Origin of the sequence: Streptomyces arenae (assembly GCF_022343545.1) — a bacterium.
GTDB lineage: Bacteria > Actinomycetota > Actinomycetes > Streptomycetales > Streptomycetaceae > Streptomyces > Streptomyces humi.
Genome location: NZ_JAKQYH010000042.1, coordinates 39,650 through 62,777, shown reverse-complemented (window position 1 = coordinate 62,777; position 23,128 = coordinate 39,650). Strand labels below are relative to the sequence as shown.

At 71.7% G+C, this 23,128-nt stretch carries 15 protein-coding genes; 10 read left to right on the top strand and 5 right to left on the bottom strand.

Annotation, left to right across the window (positions count from 1 at the left end):
* Positions 1-1,023: 1,023 nt before the first annotated feature.
* From MB828_RS17485 to MB828_RS17450, 8 genes are all read left to right on the top strand, one after another.
* Entirely contained in the window at positions 1,024-4,035 is a 3,012-nt protein-coding gene (locus tag MB828_RS17485; protein WP_301649015.1) for an AfsR/SARP family transcriptional regulator, read from the top strand.
* Positions 4,036-4,290: 255 nt separating this feature from the next.
* Positions 4,291-5,127: an alpha/beta fold hydrolase gene (locus MB828_RS17480; RefSeq protein ID WP_301649130.1), complete on the top strand. Its 837-nt coding sequence runs from the start codon at positions 4,291-4,293 to the stop codon at positions 5,125-5,127.
* 22 nt (positions 5,128-5,149) lie between these two features.
* Positions 5,150-5,890 carry a helix-turn-helix transcriptional regulator gene (locus MB828_RS17475; protein ID WP_301649014.1) on the top strand — a complete coding sequence of 247 codons (741 nt, stop codon included), beginning with the start codon at positions 5,150-5,152 and terminating at the stop codon, positions 5,888-5,890.
* Positions 5,891-6,002: 112 nt separating this feature from the next.
* A complete protein-coding gene (locus MB828_RS17470) occupies positions 6,003-7,685 on the top strand; it encodes a cyclic nucleotide-binding domain-containing thioredoxin-disulfide reductase (RefSeq protein WP_301649013.1) in 1,683 nt (560 codons plus the stop codon).
* A 209-nt stretch (positions 7,686-7,894) separates the two neighbouring features.
* Positions 7,895-8,722, top strand: coding sequence for an enoyl-CoA hydratase/isomerase family protein (locus MB828_RS17465; RefSeq protein ID WP_301649012.1), 828 nt, complete (start codon positions 7,895-7,897; stop codon positions 8,720-8,722).
* Between the two features lie 106 nt (positions 8,723-8,828).
* Positions 8,829-9,695 (top strand): alpha/beta fold hydrolase, encoded by an 867-nt coding sequence (locus MB828_RS17460; protein WP_301649011.1) that lies wholly within the window; start codon positions 8,829-8,831, stop codon positions 9,693-9,695.
* A gap of 83 nt (positions 9,696-9,778) precedes the next feature.
* Positions 9,779-11,218 (top strand): dihydrolipoyl dehydrogenase, encoded by a 1,440-nt coding sequence (gene lpdA, locus MB828_RS17455; protein ID WP_301649010.1) that lies wholly within the window; start codon positions 9,779-9,781, stop codon positions 11,216-11,218.
* A gap of 112 nt (positions 11,219-11,330) precedes the next feature.
* Positions 11,331-12,287 carry an NADP-dependent oxidoreductase gene (locus MB828_RS17450; protein ID WP_301649009.1) on the top strand — a complete coding sequence of 319 codons (957 nt, stop codon included), beginning with the start codon at positions 11,331-11,333 and terminating at the stop codon, positions 12,285-12,287.
* A 122-nt stretch (positions 12,288-12,409) separates the two neighbouring features.
* Here MB828_RS17450 and MB828_RS17445 read toward each other — a convergent pair whose 3' ends face one another.
* The 4 genes from MB828_RS17445 to MB828_RS17430 all read right to left on the bottom strand — a co-directional run bounded on the left by MB828_RS17445 (position 12,410) and on the right by MB828_RS17430 (position 16,718).
* Positions 12,410-13,150 carry an enoyl-CoA hydratase/isomerase family protein gene (locus MB828_RS17445; RefSeq protein WP_301649008.1) on the bottom strand — a complete coding sequence of 247 codons (741 nt, stop codon included), beginning with the start codon at positions 13,148-13,150 and terminating at the stop codon, positions 12,410-12,412.
* Between the two features lie 311 nt (positions 13,151-13,461).
* Positions 13,462-14,181 (bottom strand): hypothetical protein, encoded by a 720-nt coding sequence (locus MB828_RS17440; RefSeq protein ID WP_301649007.1) that lies wholly within the window; start codon positions 14,179-14,181, stop codon positions 13,462-13,464.
* Positions 14,182-14,209: 28 nt separating this feature from the next.
* Complete coding sequence (locus MB828_RS17435) at positions 14,210-15,052, bottom strand: alpha/beta fold hydrolase (protein ID WP_301649006.1); 843 nt, start codon at positions 15,050-15,052, stop codon at positions 14,210-14,212.
* A gap of 235 nt (positions 15,053-15,287) precedes the next feature.
* Positions 15,288-16,718: an AfsR/SARP family transcriptional regulator gene (locus MB828_RS17430; protein WP_301649005.1), complete on the bottom strand. Its 1,431-nt coding sequence runs from the start codon at positions 16,716-16,718 to the stop codon at positions 15,288-15,290.
* Between the two features lie 222 nt (positions 16,719-16,940).
* Between MB828_RS17430 and MB828_RS17425 the strand changes: the two genes are divergently transcribed.
* Positions 16,941-17,192, top strand: a complete 252-nt coding sequence (locus MB828_RS17425; RefSeq protein ID WP_301649004.1) for an FAD-dependent oxidoreductase — start codon at positions 16,941-16,943, stop codon at positions 17,190-17,192.
* 9 nt (positions 17,193-17,201) lie between these two features.
* Here the strand turns inward: MB828_RS17425 and MB828_RS17420 are convergent, their stop codons facing one another.
* Positions 17,202-20,063 (bottom strand): ATP-binding protein, encoded by a 2,862-nt coding sequence (locus MB828_RS17420; RefSeq protein WP_301649003.1) that lies wholly within the window; start codon positions 20,061-20,063, stop codon positions 17,202-17,204.
* A gap of 301 nt (positions 20,064-20,364) precedes the next feature.
* Between MB828_RS17420 and MB828_RS17415 the strand changes: the two genes are divergently transcribed.
* Positions 20,365-23,091 (top strand): AAA family ATPase, encoded by a 2,727-nt coding sequence (locus MB828_RS17415; protein WP_301649002.1) that lies wholly within the window; start codon positions 20,365-20,367, stop codon positions 23,089-23,091.
* Positions 23,092-23,128: the final 37 nt, after the last annotated feature.

Sequence of the window (23,128 nt, the reverse complement as noted above, 5' to 3'; positions counted from 1 at the left end):
CTGCGGGACGTCCAATCGAGTGACGAATGCGGCGACGAAGGCCATGGCCGGCATGGCTCCAGGCGGTGATGAAGAGCGCCTGACAACGTTGCCATAGGCTGTTTCGTCCGACGCCCCGATGTCAAGACGTCTGACAGAAACGCGAGTTGCGGCCGGGACTCGCCCCCGCCCGACGCACACCCGCAACCGGCGGCTGGTCACACGTTTCTCGCCTCGGCGGGAAGTCCGCGCGGGCCGGAAAAACGTGACCACGGGGGCCGCCTCCGCACCGTCGTGCAGCTCCGCCGAGACCCCGGGGGCCGCCGACGGGGCATAGGGCGGGGGCAGCCGGGAGACCCGACTGCCCCCGCCGGCCGCCGCCCCGCCGTGGCGACCGGGCGTCCTGGGCGGCGGCCTTCGCCCCTCGCGGCCGTATCGGCGCTTCGAAGGACGGTCCGGTCCGGCATCGGCGGCGACACGACCACCGGGCCGGGCGCCGGATCTCCCCAGATCCGGTGCCCGCCCAGCCTTGCCGCTCACCGTGCGGGCACCTGGCATCCCGCGGGTCGTAGTGCCCGATGAGGCAGAGTCGCGGCCCTGCCGCGCACTTGGCGGCGGAGCGGGCAGGTGCGCGGCGGTCACACCGACCTGCGGAGGAACGTCGCGGAAACGGGTCCGGTCGCCGAGCCGCAGGTACGACTGGGCGGTCCACGCGATTCGGGCCGAAGCGGCAGGCGAGACGGGTTTGACAGGGTGAAAATGACCGACCATATTAAAGGTGTGACCACACACCTGGTGGTTCATCGACAGGGCCCGAGGACGTGCCGTGATCCATCGGCCCAGCGGCCCACCTGCACGGATCCGGGATCCGGCGGCGACCGCGTGTCCCCGGAAGCCGCCGGTGCCGGACGCCTGGCGGTCGATCTCCTTCGTGACGTGTGAACAGCACATCGAAGACGGGAGCCCCCCGTGACCGGTCGGCGCCGCCGACGGTGCGTGGCGCGGTGGCCGGAGAGTGGAGTCGGCGACAAGGAGAGATGCACGATGCCAGGGTTGTCGCACGATGCGCGTGACCAAGCCGTCCGGTTCTCCGTACTCGGCCCGGTACGGGTCTGGCAGGGCGGCAGCGAGCTGTCGCTCGGCCCGAGGCAGCAGCGGCTCATCCTGGCCGTGCTGCTGGCGCGTGCCGGGCGGCCCGTGTCCATGCACGAGTTCGTCGATCTGCTGTGGGACGGGGACCCGCCCTCCAGCGCGACCAACGCGGTGCACCGCTATGTGGGGGCGTTGCGCCGCCTGTTGGAGCCCGGCCTGCCCGCCAGGTCGCCCGGCCGGTGGCTCGCCCGGCAGGCGGGTGGGTATCTGCTGCGAGTCGACGCCGACTGCCTCGACCTGCTGAACTTCCGGGCCCTGGTCGAGCAGGCACGGCAGGCGGAGGCCGCGGGCGACTCGACGGAGTCCGTCGGGCTGTTCACCACCGCTCTGGGCCTGTGGCAGGGACGGTGTGCGGCGGATCTGGAACCGGTCAGCGGCAGTCACCCCTCCTTCGTCATGCTGGAACACGAATACGTGTCGGTGGTGTGCGAGGCGGCGGACACGGCACTGCGCTGCCGTCGTGCCGAGGCGGTGCTGCTGCCGTTGCGGCAGGCCGCGGAACGCAACCCGCTGGACGAGGCGCTGCTGGCACGCCTGATGCTGGTGCTGGCCGCGGACGGCAAGCGGGCCGAGGCCCTGACGCTGTACGACGAGATCCGCCTGCGCTTGGCGGAGGAGCTGAGTGTGGACCCTGGCACGGAACTCCGGGCCGCTCACGGACGGATACTGCGGAACCGCCTCGACACCGGCACGACCACGGAGACGGCGACGGGGGCGAGGACGGGGACGGCCAGGGCGACGGGGACGGCGACGGCGACGGCGACGGCGACGGCGACGGCGACGGCGACAGACAAGGCCGGGGAGACCGCCGCCTCCGCGCCACCGGTGCCCGCCCCTTCCGAATCGCCGAGCCTGACTTCCGTGCACGCCGTCCGTCCGGCCCAGCTCCCGCCCGACCTACTGGTGTTCACCGGTCGCGAGGAAGCGCTCGCGCGGGCCCGGACCCTGGCCGCGCGGGGCGGGGGTGCCCTGCGGGTGCTGGCCGTCGACGGCATTCCCGGCATCGGCAAGACCACCCTGGCCGTGCGCTTCGCCCACCAGGTGGCATCCGAGTTCCCCGACGGGCAACTCTACGCGGATCTGCGGGGGTTCACCCCGGACGGCAGACCCGCCGATCCCACGGAGATCCTCCGGTCCTTCCTCGGCGCCCTCGGTGTCGCGCCCCAGCGCGTCCCTGCCCGGTCCGACGCCCGTGCCGCCCTCTACCGCACGGTCCTGGCCGACCGCCGCGTTCTCGTCGTCCTCGACAACGCGCACGACCTCGCACAGGTCAGACCCCTCCTGCCCGGTACCGGTCACTGCATGGTCGTCGTCACCAGCCGCAGCCGCCTGACCGCACTGGCCACCGCCCACGGAGCACACCTGCTCACCCTCGACGTGCCCGGCCCCGCCGAGGCGGCCGACGTCTTCCTCGAACGCGTCCGCCCCAGCCGCCCGCACACGTCCCCGCACGAGATCCGCCCACTCGTCGAACGCTGTGGCCGCCTCCCCCTGGCCGTGGCCGTCCTCGCCGCCCGGGTCGCCGCCCACCCCGAACGCCCACTCCACGACATCGACCAGGAACTGTCCGCGGCCGACCACAGCCTGGACGCCTTCAGCGACGACGACCTCGACAACGACGTACGGGGCGTCTTCTCCTGGTCCTACCGCACCCTCGGTCCCGAAGCCGCACACCTGTTCCGGCTCCTCCCCCTGCACCCCGGCCCGCACGTCACTGTCGCCGCCCTCGCCACCATGGCCGGCATCACGCCGCGCGAAGCCGCCCGCGCCGTCGGCGAACTCGTGCGGGCCAGACTGCTCACCGCACACGGGCGAGACCGTTACTGGGCCCACGACCTGATCCTCGCGTACGCCGCCGAACTGGCCGTCCGGTACGAGCGGGACCGGACGGCCGTCCGGTCCCGCGTCTACGACCACTACCGTCAGACCGCGCACGTCGCGAACCTGTTGCTGCGGCCCGGGCCCCAGCCGGGCGCGCCCGCGTCGCCGCTGCCGTCGGTGACGCCGGAGCCGCTCACGGACCCGGCCGCGGCGACGGCCTGGTACACACGGGAACGGGCGGTACTGCGCTCGGTGGTGGAAACCACCGCCGCGCACGGCGACAGCCGGATGGCGTGGGAACTCGCCCTGACCCTGCAGCTGAGCCAGCAGCGCATGGGATGGTGGCACGACTGGGCCGCCACCATGCGGGCCGCTCTCGCGGCGGCGCGCAGGGCCGAGGACGCGGAGGGTCAGGCCCGCACCCACCACGGCCTGGCCGGCGCCCTGCACCATCTCGGTGACCTGCCCAACGCACTGCGCCATCTGGAACGAGCCCGTCATCACTTCGAACAGCTGAAGTCCGCCCACGACCTGGCACACGTCCTGCGGAACATCGGCCTGGTCCACCACAACCAGGGGGATCACGTCCGCGCCCTGCGGCATCTGGAGAGGGCGTTGGCACTGCTGGACGGCCCCGAGGCCGACCCGCTCAAGGCCACGATCCTCTCCATGGCCGGAATGGCCCGGGTGAAACTCGGTGACCTGGAGGAGGCGCTGCGGCTGCTGCGCACCACGGTCGCGATGTTCCGCGCCATGGGCGACCTCAACGGTGAAGGACTGACCCTGACGGTGATCGGGCAGGTGTACCGTCGGCGAAGCGACCACGCCCGGTCGGCCCTGTACTACGAGCGGGGGATCGAACTGCTGCGGCTGGCAGGCAGCCGGGCGAACGTGGCCGAGGAACTGATGGCACTCGGAGAGGTACGACTCGACGCCCGGGACGTGCCGGGAGCGCGCCGGGCCTGGACCGACGCCCTCCGGAGCCTGGACGACCCCGACCTGCCGCTGGCCCGCCGGGTCAGAAGGAAACTGACCGAACTGGACGCGGCGAAGGAGCAGCGGCAGGCAGCATCGGTCATTTGACTGCACGCCGGACGCCACGGCCGTGGTCGCACTCGACGGCGCCGGCGCGGGGCATCCCACCGAGGAGAGCGCCCCGCCGGAAGGGCACACGACCGGTGACGATCCGACAGGCCCTCTCCGCCGATGAGTCGTTAGACGGATTCGGCCGTGCCCGCCGCGCGGGAGGGTGTGTTCGTCGCCCGGCAGCACCGTTCCCGCGACACCGTCCCCACCTCGTCGGCGCCACCCGGCGTCACACACCCGAAAGGCCACACCATGCCGTACATCACCGTCGGCCAGGAGAACTCCACCGACATCGAGCTGTACTACGAGGACCACGGCACCGGCCGCCCTGTCGTCCTCATCCACGGCTACCCGCTCGACGGCCACTCCTGGGAGAAGCAGACCACCGCCCTCCTCGGCGCCGGCTACCGGGTCATCACCTACGACCGCCGTGGTTTCGGCCAGTCCAGCCAGCCCACCACCGGCTACGACTACGACACCTTCGCCGCCGACCTCAACACCGTCATCGAAACCCTCGGCCTTCACGGGGTCACCCTCGTCGGCTTCTCCATGGGCACCGGCGAGGTCGCCCGCTACATCTCCGCCTACGGCTCCGCGCGCGTCGCCAAGGCCGCCTTCCTCGCCTCCCTGGAGCCCTTCCTGCTCAAGACGGACGACAACCCCACCGGCGCCGGTGACCAGGCCTTCTTCCAGGGTGTCTCGGACACCGCCAAGAACGACCGCTACGCCTACTTCACCACCTTCTACAACGACTTCTACAACCTGGACGAGAACCTGGGCACCCGCATCAGCGAGGAAGCCGTCCGCAACAGCTGGAACGTCGCCGCCGGCGGAGGTGCGCACGCCGCCTGGGCCGCCCCCCTCACCTGGCCCACCGACTTCCGTGACGACATCCCCAAGATCGACGTCCCCGCCCTCATCGTCCACGGCACCGCCGACAACATCCTGCCCATCGACTCCACCGGCCGCCCCTTCCACAAGGCGCTCCCCCAGGCCGACTACGTCGAGATCGACGGTGCCCCCCACGGCCTGCTCTGGACCCACGCCGAGGAGGTCAACGACGCCCTCCTCACCTTCCTCGCCAAGTAGCACCGGAACCCGGTGATCACACATGACACGGAGTGCCGTCGAGGCGCCGGCGCGGGACCCTTCGGGTCCGGCCGGCCGATTCCGCCTGACGTCCGTACCCGACGCACCGGCGGCGCGGGCCGTACGAGAGGGTGAGAACCGCGACGCCGTGCCGTTCACGCTGGCCGTGACGGCGAGCGACGTACTCACCGAGGAGGGCGCCCAGGCCTACCTGCGCGGGGCGTCGGGAGTGCGCGTCGTGCCCTGGGACGACCGGCACGACGCCGACGTGGCGCTGGTGCTGACGCACCGGGTCACACCGGCCACGCTCACACGTGTCGAAGAAGTCACCGGGTCCGACCGGGGGCAGGGACCGCCGGTGCTGCTGGTGGTGGACTCGATCAGCGAGCGACACCTGTGGCACGCGGTGCACCGCGGAGTGGTGGGCGTGCTGCTGCGCGGCGAGGTCGGCTACGCCGATGTCGTGCGGGCGAGCCGCCGGGCGTTGGACGGGGAGTCTCCGCTGCCGCCCACCCTGGTGCGCGCGCTGGTCGAACGGCTGCGCTCGGTGCCCGGGCGCGGGCCGGACTCGTCCGGCCTGTCCGCCCGGGAGGTGGACGTCCTGCGGCTGTTGGCGGAGGGGTTGAGCACCGCCGAGGTGGCGGGACGCCTCAACTACTCGGAACGCACCATCAAGAACGTGCTGCACGAGGTCATCACCCGGCTGGGCCTGCGCAACCGGACGCAGGCCGTGGCCTACGCCATCCGCAACGGCGCGCTGTGACGGCGACACATGTGGAGCCGTTCGTGCAGGTGGACTGTCCTGGCGGGCACATGTGCGTCGCCGGGAACACATGGCGGGGCCCGGCGGTGTGGGCCGGTGGCATTCTTCGGGCATGGCAACCTCATTCCCCGAGATCGGTGATCGCCCCGACGATCTCGCCACTGCCGCCGGAGTCCGGCTGGACGCGGGTCAGCTCGCCCGGGCCGTCCGGTACGCAAGCCTCGAGGAGGTCCGGGCGGGAGTCGTCCTCTACCAGGTCGAGGACGACTCGGTGGACCTGTTCCTGTGCGGAACGGCGACGCTGGAGGCGATCATCCCGTCCTCCGAGGGCGGCGCCGGGCACCTCTTCATGACCCACGGTCCCGGCCAGTTCGCCGGCGAACTCAACCTGCTCACGGGACAGCGGCGCGGACTGACCGTGCGCGTCGCGGCCGGCGGCACGGTCCACCGGGTCGAACCAGCGGCCTTCCGCAGGCTGATGGCCCAGGAGACGGAGCTCTCCGACCTGCTTCTGCGGGCGATCCTGGCCCGGCGCCGGCTGCTGCGCCAGGCCACGGAGCAGACCCTGCGGATCGTCGGCGACACCGGCTCCGCCGCGGGCCTGGCCATGCGCACCTTCCTGGACCGCCAGGGTGTGCCGCACCGGTGGCTCGACAGCGGCTCCCCGCAGGGCACGGACGCGATGCGTTCCTCGGGTCTCGCCGAGGAGGGCCTGCCGGCCGCTCTGTCGGCACGGGGGGCGACGCGGCGTGTGACTCCGGGTGTGCTGAGCCAGCGGCTCAACCTCGCCTACCGGCGTACCGGCCGTGGCTCGGCCGACCTCACAGTGGTGGGTGCCGGTCCGGCGGGGCTGGCGGCCGCGGTGTACGGCGCCTCCGAGGGACTGGAGACAGTGCTGCTCGACGGAGTGGCCGTCGGTGGCCAGGCCGCCACGAGCGCACGGATCGAGAACTACCTCGGCTTTCCCTTCGGGCTCAGCGGGGCCGACCTGACCGCGCGTGCGGCCGTACAGGCGCTGAAATTCGGTGTGCACCTGGCCAGTCCGTGCGGTGTGGCCGGGCTGAGCACGGAGGGCCGCGAGCACGTGGTGACCCTGACGGACGGAACCCGTATCGAGACGCGGGCGGTGCTCGTCGCCACCGGAGCCGAGTACCGGGCGCTTCCCCTGGACGGCTGGCCGGAGCTGACCGGCTGCGGCGTCTACTACGCGGCCACCGACCTGGAGGCCCAGGCGGTGGCGGGCCGGCCGGTGGCGGTGGTCGGCGGCGCCAACTCCGCGGGGCAGGCCGCACTGCACCTGGCCAGGTACGCCTCCGAGGTCACCCTGGTGGTACGAGGGACCGATCTCGGTGCCCGGATGTCCGCGTACCTCGTGGAACGCGTCCGGAACGACCCCCGGATCACCGTGCTGACCGGCACCGAGGTGACGGCGCTGCACGGCAGGCCCCGTCTGGAGGGGGTGTCGCTGTCCGGCCGGGCCGACAAGTCCGAAGAACGGCACGTCGCCTGCGCGGGCCTGTTCTGCTTCATCGGGGCCCGGCCCGCGACGACCTGGCTCAGCGGGGTGCTGCTGGACTCGGACGGGTTCGTGCCGACGGACCGGCAGCTGTCGCCGGCTGACCTCGGACCGCGCTGGAAGGAACTGGGACGCGAGCCGCTGCCCTACGAGACCAGCGTGCCGGGCGTGTTCGCCGCCGGTGACGTGCGTCTGGCCTCGATGAAGCGGGTCGCCGCCGCGGTCGGTGACGGCGCCGGTGCCGTGCGCTCCGTCCACCAGCACCTCGCGACGTTCTGAGGGCCGATCCGAGGGAGCCGGTCCGCAGTCACACGTGTGAGTCAAGTGTGCCCTATAGGGCACCGTTGGCGTCCGGCGGCGGCCACGGAGTGCGGGCGCCCGTAGTGTCGTCGTCGGCGGCCGGTCCTCCGTGACAGGGCTCATGTGCCACTTCCTGCGTGCACCCCTGTGAACTTCCTGCGTGCACCCCTACGAACCGGGACTTCTCCATGTCGAACAACGCAACCGTCTCCACGCATGCCCCCGTACGCGCCGCACAGCAGGGCCCCGGCTACTGGAAGGTCACCTTCGACAATCCCCCGTTCAACCTCTACGAGCCCGAGGTGGAGTCCGCGCTGGCGCGGATCATCGACCGGCTGGAGGGGGACCCCGAGGTCAAGGTGGTCGTCTTCGACAGCGCCGTGCCGGACTTCTACATGGCACACCTGAACCTGGGCAGGGTCGCGGAGTTCGGGGAGGGGATGCCGACCTGGTTCGACATCGTCGGACGGCTCGGCACCGCCCGTTTCCTCACGGTGGGTTCGTTGCGCGGCCGTGCGCGGGGCATCGGCAACGAGTTCCTGACCACTCTCGACGTGCGGTTCGCCAGCCGGGAGAAGGCCGTGCTCAGCCAGTTGGAGATCGGGACGGGGATCATCCCGGGCTGCGGTGGCATCCAGCGGCTGGTGCAGCTCACCGGGCGGTCACGGGCTCTGGAGATCATCACCTCCGGTGAGGACTACGACGCCGACACAGCCGCACTGTACGGCTGGGTCAACCGTGCCGTCCCCGACGCGGAACTGGACGCGGTCGTCGACCGTTACGCGCGCCGGATCGCCTCCTTCGACGCCGACGCGCTGCGCGCGGTCAAGGAGATCGTCAACGAGGAGGCTCCGCTGCACAGCCCCGACGATCTGGCGGCCACCCACCGGCGCTTCGCCGGGCTGCTCGCCCGCGACTTCGTCCAGCAGCGCCTGCGGCTGTCGGCGAAGGCGAGCCCGGAGGTCATCCACGACCTGGAACTGAACATGGGCGAACGCCTCGGTCCCCGCGGCTAGCCCGACGCCGGCCCGCCTTCCCGGCCCCCGCGGCTGGTCCGGACGCCGGCCCACCCTCCCCGTCCCGTCTGCCCATCCCGTTCACCAGTGCTGAAAGGCGTTCATCGTGACCACCGAAACCACCCACAGCCAGCTCACGGCGCCCAACCTCCACGTCGAGGCCGCCGACGGCGTCACCTACCGCTACCGCCGGTTCGGCCGCTCCGACGCGAGCAGTCTGCCGGTGGTCTGCCTGGTGCACTTCCGTGCCAATCTCGACAACTGGGATCCCGAGTTCGTCGACGCCCTCGCCGCCGAGCGGGAGGTAGTCCTGGTGGACCTCGCCGGGGTCGGGGGTTCCACCGGGACTACGCCGAGCACCGTCGAGGAGATGGCGTACGACGCGATCGCCTTCCTCGACGCCGTCGAGCTGCGCCGGTTCGACCTGCTCGGCTTCTCCCTCGGCGGTTTCGTCGCCCAGGAGATCGCGCTCTTCCGCCCGTGGCAGGTACGCCGGCTGGTGCTGGCCGGCACGGCGCCCCGGGGCGGCCGGGACATCCACCAGTACACCGCGGGCGCCATCCGTGAGGCGGCCCTCGATGACGCTCCTTCCGCCGCGAACCTGCTCACCCTGTTCTTCGAGAAGAGTGCGTCCAGCCAGGCCAGGGGCGTGGAGTTCCTCAAGCGACTCGGTCTGCGCACCGCCGACCGGGACGCCGCGACCGACCTGGCCGTCCGCGACGCCCAGCTGACGGCGATCTCCGCGTGGGGTGTGCGGGACGACTCGCGCCTGCAGCGTCTGGAATCCATCCGGCAGCCGGTGCTGGTGGCCAACGGAGACAACGACGAGATGGTCCCCACCCGGAACACCTACCTGCTGGCCGAACACCTGCCCAACGCGAGGCTGAGCATCTACCCGGACGCCGGCCACGGATTCCTCTTCCAGTACCCGGCCGAGTTCGCCGCCGAGGTGAACGCCTTCCTGGGCGGCTGACGGCCCGCGCGGCGAGCGATCGAGGTCCGCGCTCGCCGCACAGCCCCTCCGTATCGCACACATCCAGAATCAGGGACACCTCCATGCGCAGCCAGCCTCACGTCCGCCGCCACGGCGGCGTCACCACCAGCCACTACGACGTCGTCGTCCTGGGCGCCGGTCCCGGCGGGTACACGGCCGCCGTCCGGTTGGCCCAACTGGGGCTGCGCACCGCGGTCGTCGAGGAGCGTTACTGGGGCGGGGTGTGCCTGAACGTGGGCTGCATCCCGGCCAAGGCACTGCTGCGCAACGCCGAACTCGCGCACATCTTCACCCAGGAGGCCAAGACCTTCGGTATCGAGGCCGACGGACAGGTGCGGTTCGACTACGGCGAGGCGTTCCGGCGGAGCCGGCGGGTTGCCGACGGCCGGGCCAGGGGCGTCAACTTCCTCATGCGGAAGAACGGCATCACGCAGTACGAGGGGCGCGGTCACTTCACCGACGCCCATACCTTGCGGGTGACGGGTGCCGACGGCAGCACGGAGACGGTGACCTTCGGCCACTGCGTCATCGCCACCGGAGCCGGCGCGCGGCTGCTGCCCGGTACCCGGCTCAGCGAGCGGGTGGTGACCTTCGAGGAGCAGATCCTCGCCTCCGAGCTGCCGGACAGCGTGATCATCGCGGGTGCCGGCGCGATCGGCGTCGAGTTCGCGTACGTGCTGCACAACTACGGTGTCCGCGTCACCGTGGTGGAGTTCGCGGACCGGCCGGTCCCCCTGGAGGACGAGGAGGTCTCCGCGGAGCTGGCCCGGTGGTACCGACGGCTCGGCATCGAGGTGCTGACCTCCACCCGGGTGGACGCCGTCGCCGAGGAAGACGGCCGGGTACGGGTCACCGTCTCCCGCGCCGGGCAGGAACAGGTCCTGGAAGCCGGCAAGGTGCTCCAGGCACTCGGTTTCCGGCCCAACGTGACCGGCTACGGCCTGGAGAACACAGGGGTACGACTCACCGAGCGCGGCGCCATCGACGTGGACGGCCGGCTCCGTACCAACGTGCCCCACATCTTCGCCATCGGCGATGTCACGGCCAAGCTGATGCTGGCGCATGCCGCCGAGTCGATGGGCATCGTGGCGGCGGAGACCATCGGCGGCGCGGAGACGATGGAGCTCGACTACGTCATGATCCCGCGTGTCACGTTCTGCAAGCCTCAGATCGCGAGTTTCGGGTGGACGGAGGCGCAGGCGCGGGAGCGCGGCTTCGACGTGCGGGTGGCGAAGTTCCCGTTCACGGCGAACGGCAAGGCGCAGGGCCTCGGTGACCCGACGGGCTTCGTGAAGATCATCAGCGACGGGACGCACGGTGAGCTGCTGGGCGCGCACCTCATCGGTGGCGAAGTCGCCGAACTGCTGCCGGAGCTGACGCTGGCCCAGCAGTGGGACCTGACCGTCCATGAGGTCGCCCGCAACGTGCACGCGCATCCCACCCTGGGCGAGGCGGTCAAGGAGGCCGTCCACGGACTGACCGGCCACATGATCAACCTGTGATGTCCACCGGATGCCGCTGTGAGTCTCGTGCGGTGGGCGGGTGGCAGGTTTCCATCGCTGAATGGCCTTTCCGTCACCGTCGGCCGCCCACGGCGGATGCAAACATGTGTGTATGAACGACACCACGCAGGCGTCCGCGACCATGCGCGCCATCAGTCAGGACACACTCGGCGGCCCCGAGGTCCTCAAGTCCGTCGACGTTTCTCGTCCCGCTCCGGGTCTCGGGCAGATACTCGTGCGCGTGCACGCCACGAGTGTGAACCCGGTCGACGTCATGAACCGGGCGACGGGGGTGTTCACCGGCGGCAGGCCGCCGTTCGTGCTCGGCTACGACGTGTCGGGCACCGTCGCGGCGGTCGGCCCGGGTGTGACCGTGCACCGGGCCGGTGACGAGGTGTTCGGCATGCTGCCCTTCCCGCACGGTCTGGGTTCCCATGCGGAGTACGTGGTGGCCCCGGCCCGGCCCTTCGTGCGCAAGCCGGAGGGGCTGGACCACGCGCGGGCCGCGGCGCTGCCGATGGCGGGTCTCACCGCCTGGCAGGCGCTGGTGGAGACCGCCGGGATCGGTGCGGGCAGCCGCGTGCTGGTGAACGGCGCGGCCGGCGGGGTCGGTCACCTGGCGGTCCAGATCGCCAAGGCGCACGGGGCGTACGTGGTGGCGGTGGCGGCCGCGGCCAACGCCGGCTTCGTACGCGGGCTGGGTGCCGACGAGGTGATCGACTACACGACCACCACCCTCACCGAGGCCACCGGCGATCTGGACGTGGTTCTGGAGAGCGTCGGCGGGGAGTACCCGGTCCAGGCGGTGCGGGTCCTCAAGCCCGGCGGGATCCTGGTCTCGACGCTGCCCCCTTCCCTCGCCGCCGCGGCGGGGGCTGCCGCCGAGCGCGGGGTGCGCCTGGCGGGACTGTTCGTGGAGGCCGACCGGCTCGGCATGCGGGAACTGGCCTCGCTCGCGGCCGACGGCCGTGTCACCCCGCACATCGGTGCCACGTTCGCCCTGGAGGACGTGGCCAAGGCCCAGGCGAACAAGCCCGGCACGGGCAAGACGGTGCTCCTGGTGAACTGACGCCGCCTCTCGGTCGCGTCTCCTGTGCGGGCCGGCCCCTCGCGCAGCCTGAACGAAGGAGAGCACTCCCGCGCGGGGTGACGCGGTGCCGGCGCGGCGGCTCGGGTGCCCCTGATGTCACGTCAGGAACCAGACGAGAGGGCCTCGTTGTCCGCGGTGAGCTCGCCGAAGAGACGCCGTTCCGTCGTGATCGCGTCGCCGAACGGAAGCCGCGAGCCGGCCACGACGGAGTGCTTCGCCGCGTACAGCGCGGGCCCCGGGTTCCTGGCGACGGCCCCGACCCAGCGCAACGCGTCCGCGACGAAGTCGGCGTCCGTGAGGACGGTGTTGACCCAACCGACCCGCAGCGCCTCCTCGGCGTGGACGAGCCGTCCCGTGAGGATCGCCTCGGCGGCGCGGCCGGGGCCTATCAGCCGGGGCAGCCGAACACTTCCGCCGCCGCCCGGAATGATGCCGGCGGCGGCCTCGGGCTGCTGGAAGCGGGAGCGCGGGGAAGCGGCCCGCAGAGTGCACGCCAGGGCGATCTCGTTGCCTCCGCCCGAGGCGAGTCCGTCGACGGCCGCGACGGTGGGCTGGGGAATCTCCTCCAGCAGGCGCAGCGCCCGCGACCACGAGCCGAGTTCCTCCGCAGTCGCCAGTCCCGCGCCCGCCCGGGCCAGATCGGACAGCTCCGCGTGGTCGATGAACCTGTCGTCCAGCCCGCCGGTCAGGACGACGACCTTCACCTGGTCGGCCTGCCGGCCCAAGTCCTCGAGCAGCGCACCGAGTTGAATCATGGAGCCGAAATCCATGAAGTTGCCGGGTTTCCTGGTGAAGGTCAGGACGGCCACCGGGCCGAACCGATCCGAGGTCCACGTAGCCATGGTCCGCTCCGTATGTGTGTGCGGGCCGGCCGGATTCTGGACAGCCGGCTCGGTCCTGCGGTCTCTGTCCGGGAGCAACCTTGTCCGATCGCTCTGGGGCAGCCATCAGTCATGTGACCGTGTCCGGGAAGCCGTCAGAAGCCGGTGAGGGTGATCTTGCCGAGGGCGGTGCCCGCTTCCATGACGCCGTGCGGCTCCCGCCGGTTCGCCGCGTCGGCGGGTCCCAGACGGTGGGTCCCCGCGGTGTCGACGGGTCCGCCGCGGTGGCACCGGTCTCGGGCCGGCCCACCGCGGCGGGAACCCCAGACGGGTCAGGAGACCTCGACGTCTTCGAGATGGACCGAGACCACGAGCGGTTCGGGCACCTTGTGGCCGTTCTCGTCACGGCTGTAGATCATCCGCGTGGTGGGGATGACGAGGCCGGACACTTCCTGGTGGCCGGAGAGGTAGTGCGCGGCAGGGGTGTCGCCGGCGATCTCCACGCTGTAGTCGCGGCGGCGGATCAGGCCCTGCGAGTCGACGTAGACGGTCTGTTCGGTGCTGAGGGTGGCGATGCTGTCGGGGAAGGTGATGTGCAGGCGCCGGAACTTCTCCCCGTCCTCGGTCCACGGATCGATCTCCTCCGTCCGCACGCCGGGAAAGGTCAGTGAGAGCGGCTCGGCGAGGTAGGTCCACATGGCGCTGCCGGAGAAGTACGCGAGCTGGAGGCGCGTCCACGGCGTCATCAGGTCGTGGCCGGCGAACGACGCGCGCGGCTCGGTCAGTTCCTCGATCACGTTGCCGTCGGAGTCTTCCACCGCCACGCGGCCGGCGGAGAACACCGTGTGGTGGTCGGGGTGGAAGAACGGCTTCTGGGTGACGTACTCACGGCGCAGGTCGACGGTGACGTCGACGTCGTTCAGGGCGCCGGGGTGGCCCTTCATGCCCCACAGGGCCCCGCCGAAGAACTGCCGGGCGGTGATCCGGTGGGCCTCCTCCCAGCGGGCGCGCCCGCCATGGGCGTCGAAGACGATGTCGAGCAGATCGGACATGGGTGCTCCTTGTATGACGTGGCAGGGGTCAGCCGAGGAAGGCGTTGACGTCCTTGGCGGCTTCGGCGGGGTACTGGAACAGCGAGGCGTGGGCGGCGTCCGGGTAGATCCGGAGCTGTGCGTCCGGGATCAGGCCGGCCATCAGGTGGCTGTTCCTGGTGGGGATCATCAGGTCGTCGTCGCCCTGGATGACGAGCGTGGGGCACTGGATGCCGGTGAGGCGCTGAAGTGCGGCGTGGTCGGGGATCCCCCACTCCAGTACGGCGTCGTACTGGGCGTCACGGGAGGGCAGGCTGCTGGGCACGTCGCGGCCCTCGGTGCGGGCCATGAACCGGCCGAGGAATTCCACGCCCTTGGCCTGGCTGGTCTCGGTGTGGGCGAAGAAGATGTAGAGCAGGTCCTCGCCGGTGGGCACCTCGGCACGAGCGTGTGTCTCGATGTCCTCGCGCCAGCCGTGCATGCCGGGGGCGCCCTTGGGGCCGGTGCCGGCGAGCACGAGGCGGCGGACCAGACGGGGCCTGACGAGTGCGATGTCCTGGGCGGCGAAGCCGCCGATGGAGAAGCCGAGCAGGTCGATCCGGTCCAGGCCGAGGGCGTCGGTGAAGGTGATCATCTGCTGGGCGAGCTGCGCGATGGTGGTGGCGAAGCGGCCGGTGGACGAGGCGACCCCGGGGTAGTCGACCAGGATGATCTCGCGTTCGGCGGCGAGTGCGTCGACGAGGGCCGGGTCCCAGTTGTCGAGGTTGCCGGTGAAGTGCTGGAGCATCACGAGGGGGACCTCGCCGCCGGAGCCGAGCCTGCGGTAGGCGTAGCGGACACCGTCGGCCTCGACGAACTGCGTGGGGGCGGTGTGGTGGGTAACAGCGGACATGTTTCTCCCTGCCGGAACGGGATCGGAATCCTCGGGGTGGTGAAGTCGGGGGCGGCTCTCCGCGGGCCCGGCGTCCGTTGCGGACGGTCGACGCCGGCGGTGGTCCGGTCGCTCCGGGCCCCACGCTGCTTCCCGAACAGCATGCGGAGTGCGCAGTGGAAACTTTGTGGTGCGTGTCTTGACCGCCACGGGAAGGCCGTCGGGAGACGGAGGCCGACGGGCCGGGGAGGCGCCGTCACGCCCCCGGAGCACGCTCGTCGTGCCGGACGCCCGCTCCAGCGGCACGAGCCGCACGTGAGGAAGGCGCGCGGCGGTCTCGCGTTGTGCTCGACCCGGCGTCGGCCCGTGCGGGGCCGGGACATCGTAGGAGGCACTCCGACGCCTCGGCCGCCGGGGGCACGTCCAGCGAGACCAGCCGTGCTTCGTGCGTCGTCGCCAGACCGTTCAGCCGACGTCGGCTGGTGACCACGACCATGCACCCGGCGGGAACACGGTGCGGGTCCACCCCCGGCACCTCCAGGAACCCGTGCAGCACCTCGGCGGGATGCGCGGGAACCCCGTGCGGGGCGAATCCGCCGAGGTCCGCGCAGAGCCGGACGTCGGGGAAGTCCGCCGCCACCCGGTGGGCGAAGTGGACCGCCGACGCGGTCTCGCCGACTCCGGGAGCGCCGTCGAACGCCAGGACCCGCAGACCGTCGCCGACCTGGTGCGCGATGTCCAGTGCCTGGCCCAGGGCCTGCTCGCGTCCGGCGAAGGAGGCCACATCCGGTGGTAGCCGGGCGGGCTCGGTCCACAGCGTCCGCGCTCGGGGACGGGGCGGCGCCATGGGCCCGGTGGGCGCCGGTAGCCAGGGCCCCACCGGACAGCCGCGCAGAACGCTCCGGTGAGCGGCCCGCAGCGCCGGTCCGGGATCGATCCCCAGTTCGTCCGACAGCCGGTTCCTGATGCTGTGGTAGCGCGTGATCGCTTCGGCCTGCTTTCCGTCGGCGGCCAGCACGAGCAGTACGGACGCCTGGAGCGCCTCGTCGAGCGGGCAGCGGTCGGCGGCCTGTCGTACGGCCGGCAGGACGGAACCGGACCTGCCGCATTGAAGGGCCGCGGTGGCCGCCTCACACACGACCGGAGCGTATTCGTGTTCCAGCAGGGCGAAGGTCGGGTGCACCGCGGCGAGGGCGCCCAGGTCCTCCGCGCAGTTTCCCTGCCAGAGCCCCAACGCCTCCAGATACGTGTCGACGGCTGCCGGGAGGTCGCCCGTGGCGACCGAGGCGCGGGCCTGCCGGACGAGGGCTCGGAACCTGAGCAGGTCCAGGGCCTCGGCGTCGACACGCAGCAGATAGCTGCCGGCCTGCCGGAGGAGCCACCGGCCCGGCGATCTGACCGGCAGGCCGGGTTCGAGGAGCCGGCGCAGCGAGCCGACATACCGGTGGACCGCGTTCACGGCGCTGACCGGCGGCTCGCCGTCCCACAGCAGGCCGATCAGTTCGGACAGCGGGACGGGCCGCCCCGCGCCCGCCAGCAGCGCGGCGAGGAGCAGGCGTTGCTGGCGGGGGCCGAGCGGGAGTTCCTCCGCACCGCGCCAGGCCCGCACCGGCCCCAGCAGCGTGAAACGCAACGCTGGTGCCGGTTCCTGTTCTTCGCCGACGCGTCGGTGTGGTGTCACGGGCATCGAGGCGTCCTCCTTTCATCGTCAGGACGTCCGTCGGGCAGCCGGTCCGCCGTCTCGGTTCGCACCGCCGTACGGCCGTGCTGACAACGTAGGTCCGGGCCGCTCGACGGCCATCCGTCGCTTGACTCAAGGCGGCGGTCATTCGACTGACACGGCCGCCCGTGCGAGCGGCGAGTCTCGGCCGGGGGCCGGTGCGGGACGTGCCGACTGCCCTGCCCACGTTTGTTCACAGCTGAGGAGGGCGGAGCGGGAACGGACGTCGTGGAGGACGTGGACCTGCTGGTGGTGGGTGGCGGCAAGGCCGGCAAGTCACTCGCCATGGACACCGCGCGGGCCGGCCGCAGGGTGCTCATGGTCGAGAAGAGCATGACCGGCGGCAGCTGTGTCAACGTCCGCATCCCGACCAAGACACTGGTGACCAGCGCTCGGCTCGCCCCCGCAGGCCCGCGCGACCGACCGTGGCGGAGGGGCTGAACGCGCTGTTCACGTCCTGGGTGGACTGAGAAGCCGCCCCGCGGCGCCCGGCCGGTCGGGACCGCCGCCGGTGGACGCGGGTTCCGGTGGCTGCTCCTGTGTCCCCCGGGCGCGGCCGAGTGCGTCGTGGAGCTGGGTCCGGCTGCTGACACCCAGCTTGGGGAACACCTGGTACAGGTGGAAGCCCACGGTACGGGCGGACAGCAGCAACCGCTCACCGATCTGCCGGTTGGTGAGCCCGGCCGCCGCCAGCCGCGCGATCTGCAACTGCTGTGGAGTCAGCCGCTCCACCGGTCCCGACCTCCCCTCCGCGTCCCGCACGGGCACCCCGCAGGCCCGCAGCTCCCCCGTCGTCCGCGTCACCCACGGACGGGCCCTCAGCCGCTCGAAAACCGTGAGTGCCCGGGCCAGTTCGGCCCGCGCCTCGCCCATCCGGCGCCTGCGGCGCAGCCACTCACCGAACTCAAGAGAGGCCACCGCCCGCTCGAACGGCCACTGTTCTCCCATCGGGTCCCCAACGGCGGTACGGAACAGCCCTTCCGCTTCCTCCCCCTCGCACAGCAGCGCCCTTGCCCGCGCCACGATCAGCCGCAGGCGGTGCGACATCTCCTCGCCCACCCAGCGCTCGACCGCGGCAACCACCGCGACCGCCTCCTCCGGCCGCCCCACCCGGACGGCGGCGGCCGCCAGGTCCGCCACGCCGTACAGGGAGCAGTGATAGTGCACCGGCCGTGGCTCGGGCCCCGCCGTGAACAGCCCGCGCAGCAACTCGAACTCCACCGGGTGATCCCCCTCTGCGGCGGCCACCGCCGCCCGTACCCTCGCCATACGCACCCCCAGCGCCCGGCTCTCCGAGACGTCGAACCCCGTCACGGCCCGCGCCATCAACTCGCGGGCGTCCTCCCCGCGCAACGCCAGCACCATGGCGTTCACGTACACGGCCACCCATGTGGCCATCTCCAGCCCGTTCTCCGCCGCCGCCCGCCGCGCGTCCCCGGCGGACTCCCACGCCGCGTCCCACGCGCCGGCGTCGAACTGCGCCAACGCCAGCGACTGTCCCACCATCGCGCCGCAACCCTCGGTCGGCACCTCCCGCACCCGCTCCGCCGCGGCACTGAGCAGCCGCACTCCGAGCGCCGTCTCGTCGAGGAGCCACGCCGCGCTTCCCAGCATGGTCAACCGTTCCGGCAGGCCGTCCGCCTCGGCCGTGGCGCGTGCCAGTGCCGCCAGCACACCGCGACGGTCACCGAACGGATCGCAGCAGGCACGTGCCCACACCTGTTCGTGCGCGCTGCCCACATCCGCCGGGACACCCGCCAGCGACGCCAGCGCCTGCCTGCGGAGCGTGACGTCACCACTGCAGTACAGCACCACCGCACTGTGACTGATCGCTTCCAGCGCCGTCACCGGCGAGGTCTCCGTCATGTCGGCGGCCAGGGGCAGCAGTTGCGAGAGCGCCGCCCGCTGCCGTCCCGTCGCCGCCAGCGCCCACCCACGGCGCAACGCCGCCGCGGCCAGCAGTTCGGTGTCGTCCGTCGCCGCGGCCACCTCGCCCGCCAGCGCCTCGACCCACCACGGCTCACCCGCGCGCGCGGCGAGATCGCACGCGTCCAGCAACCTGTGGGCCCGCGCCCGGCCCCGTTCGCTCAACCTCGCCGCTCGCTCCAACGCGGCGGCCGCCATCCGGCAGCCGCCACGCCGGCGGGCCCGGTCCGCCGTCTCCACCAGCGCGCCCGCGACCGACTCGTCCGGTGCCAGACAAGCCGCGCCCAGATGCCACGCCCGCCGGTCGGGATCTCCCGCCAGAGCGTCGGCCAACCGGAGATGCGCCGCGCGGCGCTCCGCGAACGTCGCCGTCCCGTACACCGCGGACCTCACCAGCGGATGCCGGAACTCGACGCGCCCGCTCACCAGACGCACCAGTCGCGCGTTCTCCGCGGCCGCCCATGCCTCGGCGCCACCGGGCACCGACGCGGCCGCCGACAAGGCCGCCGCCGAGTCCGGCTCGTCGGCCGCGGCGGCCAACAGCAGCACCTGGCGTGTCGGTTCCGGCAGCGCGCCCAGCCGTTCCGCGAAAGCCCTCTCCAGCCGGACCGGCAGCGCGAAGTCCGCGCCCACTCCTGCGTCCCATCCCGCAGCACCCCGCTCCGCCGCGTCCCGTGCCAACTCCTCCAGCGCCAAAGGGAGTCCCGCCGCCGTTCGCAGCACCTGCCCGCGCACCCGGCCTCTGGGGACGACAGGCTGCGCGTCCAGCAGGCGGCCGGCCGCTTCCGCGGACAGCGGCTCGACCGGCACCTGCTCGAACCCGGGCCAGCCGGGTCCGGCCGCGCTGTCACCGCGCACTGCCGCCAGCAGGCCCACCGGTTCGCCGACGAGACGCCGCGCGACGAACAGCACCGTCCCCAGGGAGGAGCGGTCGAGCCACTGCATGTCGTCGACGACGATCGTGACGGGCCGGTGGCGCGCCGACGCCAGCAGCAGGTTGAGGGTCGCGAGTCCGACGAGCAGCCGGTCGTCGGCGCCGTCCGTGTGGTGCAGGCCGAGGGCTCGGGAGAGGGCGGCGCGCTGGGGAGCCGGAAGCCGTGGCAGGTGTTTCAGCGCCGGCCTCAGCAACTGGTGCAGAGCGCCGTGTTCCAGTGTGTGCTCGGTACGGCTGCCGGCGCAGCCGATCACGGTGGTGCCACGGCGGGCCGCTTCCGCCTCCGCGGCGTGCAGCAGCGTTGTCTTTCCGATACCGGACTCACCCACGAGAAGAAGAGCGCTGGAATTCTCGGCCCGCTCCGGAAAGAGGCCTCGCAGAATGCGTGCCATCTCCGGCTCGCGTCCGATGATCCCGTTCGATGCGCCGACTCCCAGGCGTACACGGACCATTGTCACTCCCCGGTTCGAATCAACCGGAAGCTATCACGGAATTCCGGAACACCCGGATTCCCCGCTGAAAAGAGGTCACCCCTCAAGAAACAATCAAGAATTTCCGCATCGAAACAGGGAGAATTCCAGATTCATTCCACAACCCGGCGCGGGTGTGCCGGTGAAAACGTATCTCACGTACGGTTCTCCGGGTCCTGGCCGATCCCAGTCGACCGACAGATGTGTCGCCTGCCCCCGTCGGCCATCATGTGAGCGCCGGCAGGAGCAACCGCCGTCCGGCGTGGGAGGAACGTTGTCGTTGGTGGGCCGTACGTCCGAGTTGCAGACCCTCGAAGCGCTGCTGGCCGAGGCCGAGAGCGAGGGAGCAGCGCTGCTGCTGAGAGGTGACCCCGGCGTGGGGAAGACCGCGCTGCTGGACGCCGTGACCGCCCGGGCCCGGGTCGGTGGACTGCGGGTGCTCCAGGTCGTCGGTGTCGAGAGCGAACAGGAACTCGCGTTCTCCGCCCTGCACCAGTTGCTCTATCCGCTCTTCGATCACCTCGCCGAACTGCCGTCCTTCCAGAGCGGTGTGCTGGAACAGGCGCTCTCCATCCGTGCGGGCTCGGCGCCGGGACGCTTCGCGATCTCCGCGGCGACACTGGCGCTCCTCCAGGCAGCGGCGAAGGGGCAGCCGCTGTGCGTGGTGGTGGACGACGCGCACTGGATCGACCGTTCCAGCGCGGAGGTGCTGACGTTCATCACGCGCAGGCTCACCGGTTGCCGGGCGGCCTTCGTCATGGCGGCGCGCAGTGGAGCACACGGCTACCTCGACCCGACGGGCCTGCGTGTGCTCGACGTCGGCCCGCTGCCGGCCCTCGACGCCCTGGCTCTGCTCGACAGCAGCCACCCGGGGCTGGCCGAATCGACCAGGCGGCGCCTGCTCGACGAGTCCGAAGGCAACCCGCTCGCCCTGGTGGAGCTGCCGAGCCAGCTCACCGACGCCCAGCGGGACGGCGCCGCGTCCCTGCCGGTGAACCTGCCGCTCAGCAGCCGCCTGGAGAGCGTGTTCGCCGACCGTCTCCGGCGCCTCGGCTCCGCGTCGCGTCTCGTCCTGTTGTTGACGGCACTGGACGGCGAGCGTCCCGGCAACCTGCGGGACATCCGGGCGGCCTTCGGGGCGGGAGTCCTGGGCGAGGAGTGGGACGAAGACCTGGTGGAGGCAAGCGAGCACGCCGGTCTTGTCCGTGTCGACCAAGTCGCGGAGCAGGTCACCTTCCGGCACCCCCTGGTCCGCTCGTGCACGGTGCACATGTCCCCGGCCGCGCGCCGCAGAGCAGCGCACCGCGCACTCGCCGAGGTCCTCACGTCGGAGCCGGAACGGCGTGCCCTGCACCTCGCCCATGCCGCGGACCACCCCGACGAGGCGGTCGCCGTCGAACTCACCCGCGCCGCGGAGCGAGCCGTGGCCCGTGGTGGCGCCGCGGAGGCCGCCACCGCGTACCGCCGTGCCGCCGAACTCAGCCAGGATCCGGCCGAACGTGGCCGCCGCCTGGAGCAGGCGGCGTTCGCCGCCGGCATCGCCGGTCTCCTCGGGACGGCCCACGAACTGGCCGGCCGGACCACGGAATCACTGCGGGGCGCGGCAGCCGCGGCCTACGTACAGTTCCACCGGGAGGGTGACATCGACGCGGTCTACCGCATCCTGCCCCCCGCCATGGAGGCGGCACGCTCCAGCAGCGCCCCGCAGGACGTGGACGCGTTCGACGACGCGTTCTACGTCCTGCTCAACACGGCGGTGTGGGGAGGCCGTGCGGAACTGTGGCCTCCGGTGTATCGCGTGCTCGACCTCGTCTCCGAGTCCGCGCGCATGTGTTTCGACTGCGTGGCCGACCCGGCGCGGACGGCGCACGGCGTGCGGCGGCAACTCGACAGGGCGACCGCCGCGCTGTCTTCCGACACTCCCCTGTGGCGTGTCAACTGGCTGATCTACACGGCCATGTACCTGGACTGCTTCACCTTCTACGACGGTGTGTGGCGGGAGGCCGTCGGGCACAGCGCGTACGACAGCCTGCGCTTCGGCGTGGTGGCCCGGGCCCACGAGGCGTTCATGCGAGGTGAGTGGGACAGGATCCAGGCGATCGCGTCACAGGGCATCGCGGACGCCACCGAGCACGAGTACAACCTCATCCACGTCATCTTCACGTACGGGCTGGCCATGGTCGCGTCCGGCCGCGGGGACGAGGAAGCACTGCGCCGGCACTGCGACACGATCACCGCGTGGGCGCAGCCGCGACGTATGCAGCTGCTGATGTCGACGGTGCACGAGACCCGGGCCCGTGCCGCCGTCGGGCGCGGGGACTTCGAGGAGGCCTATCTGCTGACCTCCGCGTTGACCCCGCCGGGCGAACTGCCCGCGCACTTCCCGCATTTCTCCCGGGTGTTCCTGGACCTGGTGGAGTCCGCGATGCGCACCGGCAGAGCCGCGGCGGCCCGCGCACACGTGGATGCGGGCAGACAGGCGCGCCTGGACGCCATCTCACCGCACCACGCGGTCATACTCGCCGCGGCCGTGGCGGTGACCGCCCCCGACGACGAGGCCGGCACCCTGTACGAGGCGGCTCTCGCCGTGCCGGACGCCGAGCTGTGGACCTATGAACACGCGCGTGTCAGGCTCTGGTACGGCGAGTGGCTGCGGCGGCGTCGGGAGTACACGGCCGCACGCGTCCAGCTGAGCCGGGCGCTGGAACTCTTCGAGCAGCGGCTGAAGGCTCCGCTCTGGGCGCAGCGCGCGCGGGACGAACTACGCGCGGCCGGCGTGGGCGTCGGGGTGGCGGACGCCAGGGCCGGGGTGAGGATGAGCGCCCAGGAGCGGCGTATCGCCGAACTGGCGGCGAGCGGGCTGTCCAACAAGGAGATCGGCCGGCAGCTCAACATCTCGCCCCGCACCGCCGGTGCCCATCTCTACCGGGTGTTCCCCAAGCTGGGCATCACCTCCCGCGCCGCGCTGCGAGACGCGCTGAAGGCCTTCGACGAAGCCGACGGCGCGTGACGGCGAGGGCGACTGTCCGGGACATCGGAAGGCCGGC

What these genes read in the sequence shown, in the direction of transcription:
- MB828_RS17485 (WP_301649015.1), top strand. Translation starts at nt 1,024, where the DNA reads ATGCCAGGGTTGTCGCACGATGCGCGTGACCAAGCCGTCCGGTTCTCC.
- MB828_RS17480 (WP_301649130.1), top strand. Translation starts at nt 4,291, where the DNA reads ATGCCGTACATCACCGTCGGCCAGGAGAACTCCACCGACATCGAGCTG.
- MB828_RS17475 (WP_301649014.1), top strand. Translation starts at nt 5,150, where the DNA reads ATGACACGGAGTGCCGTCGAGGCGCCGGCGCGGGACCCTTCGGGTCCG.
- MB828_RS17470 (WP_301649013.1), top strand. Translation starts at nt 6,003, where the DNA reads ATGGCAACCTCATTCCCCGAGATCGGTGATCGCCCCGACGATCTCGCC.
- MB828_RS17465 (WP_301649012.1), top strand. Translation starts at nt 7,895, where the DNA reads ATGTCGAACAACGCAACCGTCTCCACGCATGCCCCCGTACGCGCCGCA.
- lpdA (WP_301649010.1), top strand. Translation starts at nt 9,779, where the DNA reads ATGCGCAGCCAGCCTCACGTCCGCCGCCACGGCGGCGTCACCACCAGC.
- MB828_RS17450 (WP_301649009.1), top strand. Translation starts at nt 11,331, where the DNA reads ATGAACGACACCACGCAGGCGTCCGCGACCATGCGCGCCATCAGTCAG.
- MB828_RS17445 (WP_301649008.1), bottom strand. Translation starts at nt 13,150, where the DNA reads ATGGCTACGTGGACCTCGGATCGGTTCGGCCCGGTGGCCGTCCTGACC.
- MB828_RS17440 (WP_301649007.1), bottom strand. Translation starts at nt 14,181, where the DNA reads ATGTCCGATCTGCTCGACATCGTCTTCGACGCCCATGGCGGGCGCGCC.
- MB828_RS17435 (WP_301649006.1), bottom strand. Translation starts at nt 15,052, where the DNA reads ATGTCCGCTGTTACCCACCACACCGCCCCCACGCAGTTCGTCGAGGCC.
- MB828_RS17430 (WP_301649005.1), bottom strand. Translation starts at nt 16,718, where the DNA reads ATGCCCGTGACACCACACCGACGCGTCGGCGAAGAACAGGAACCGGCA.
- MB828_RS17420 (WP_301649003.1), bottom strand. Translation starts at nt 20,063, where the DNA reads ATGGTCCGTGTACGCCTGGGAGTCGGCGCATCGAACGGGATCATCGGA.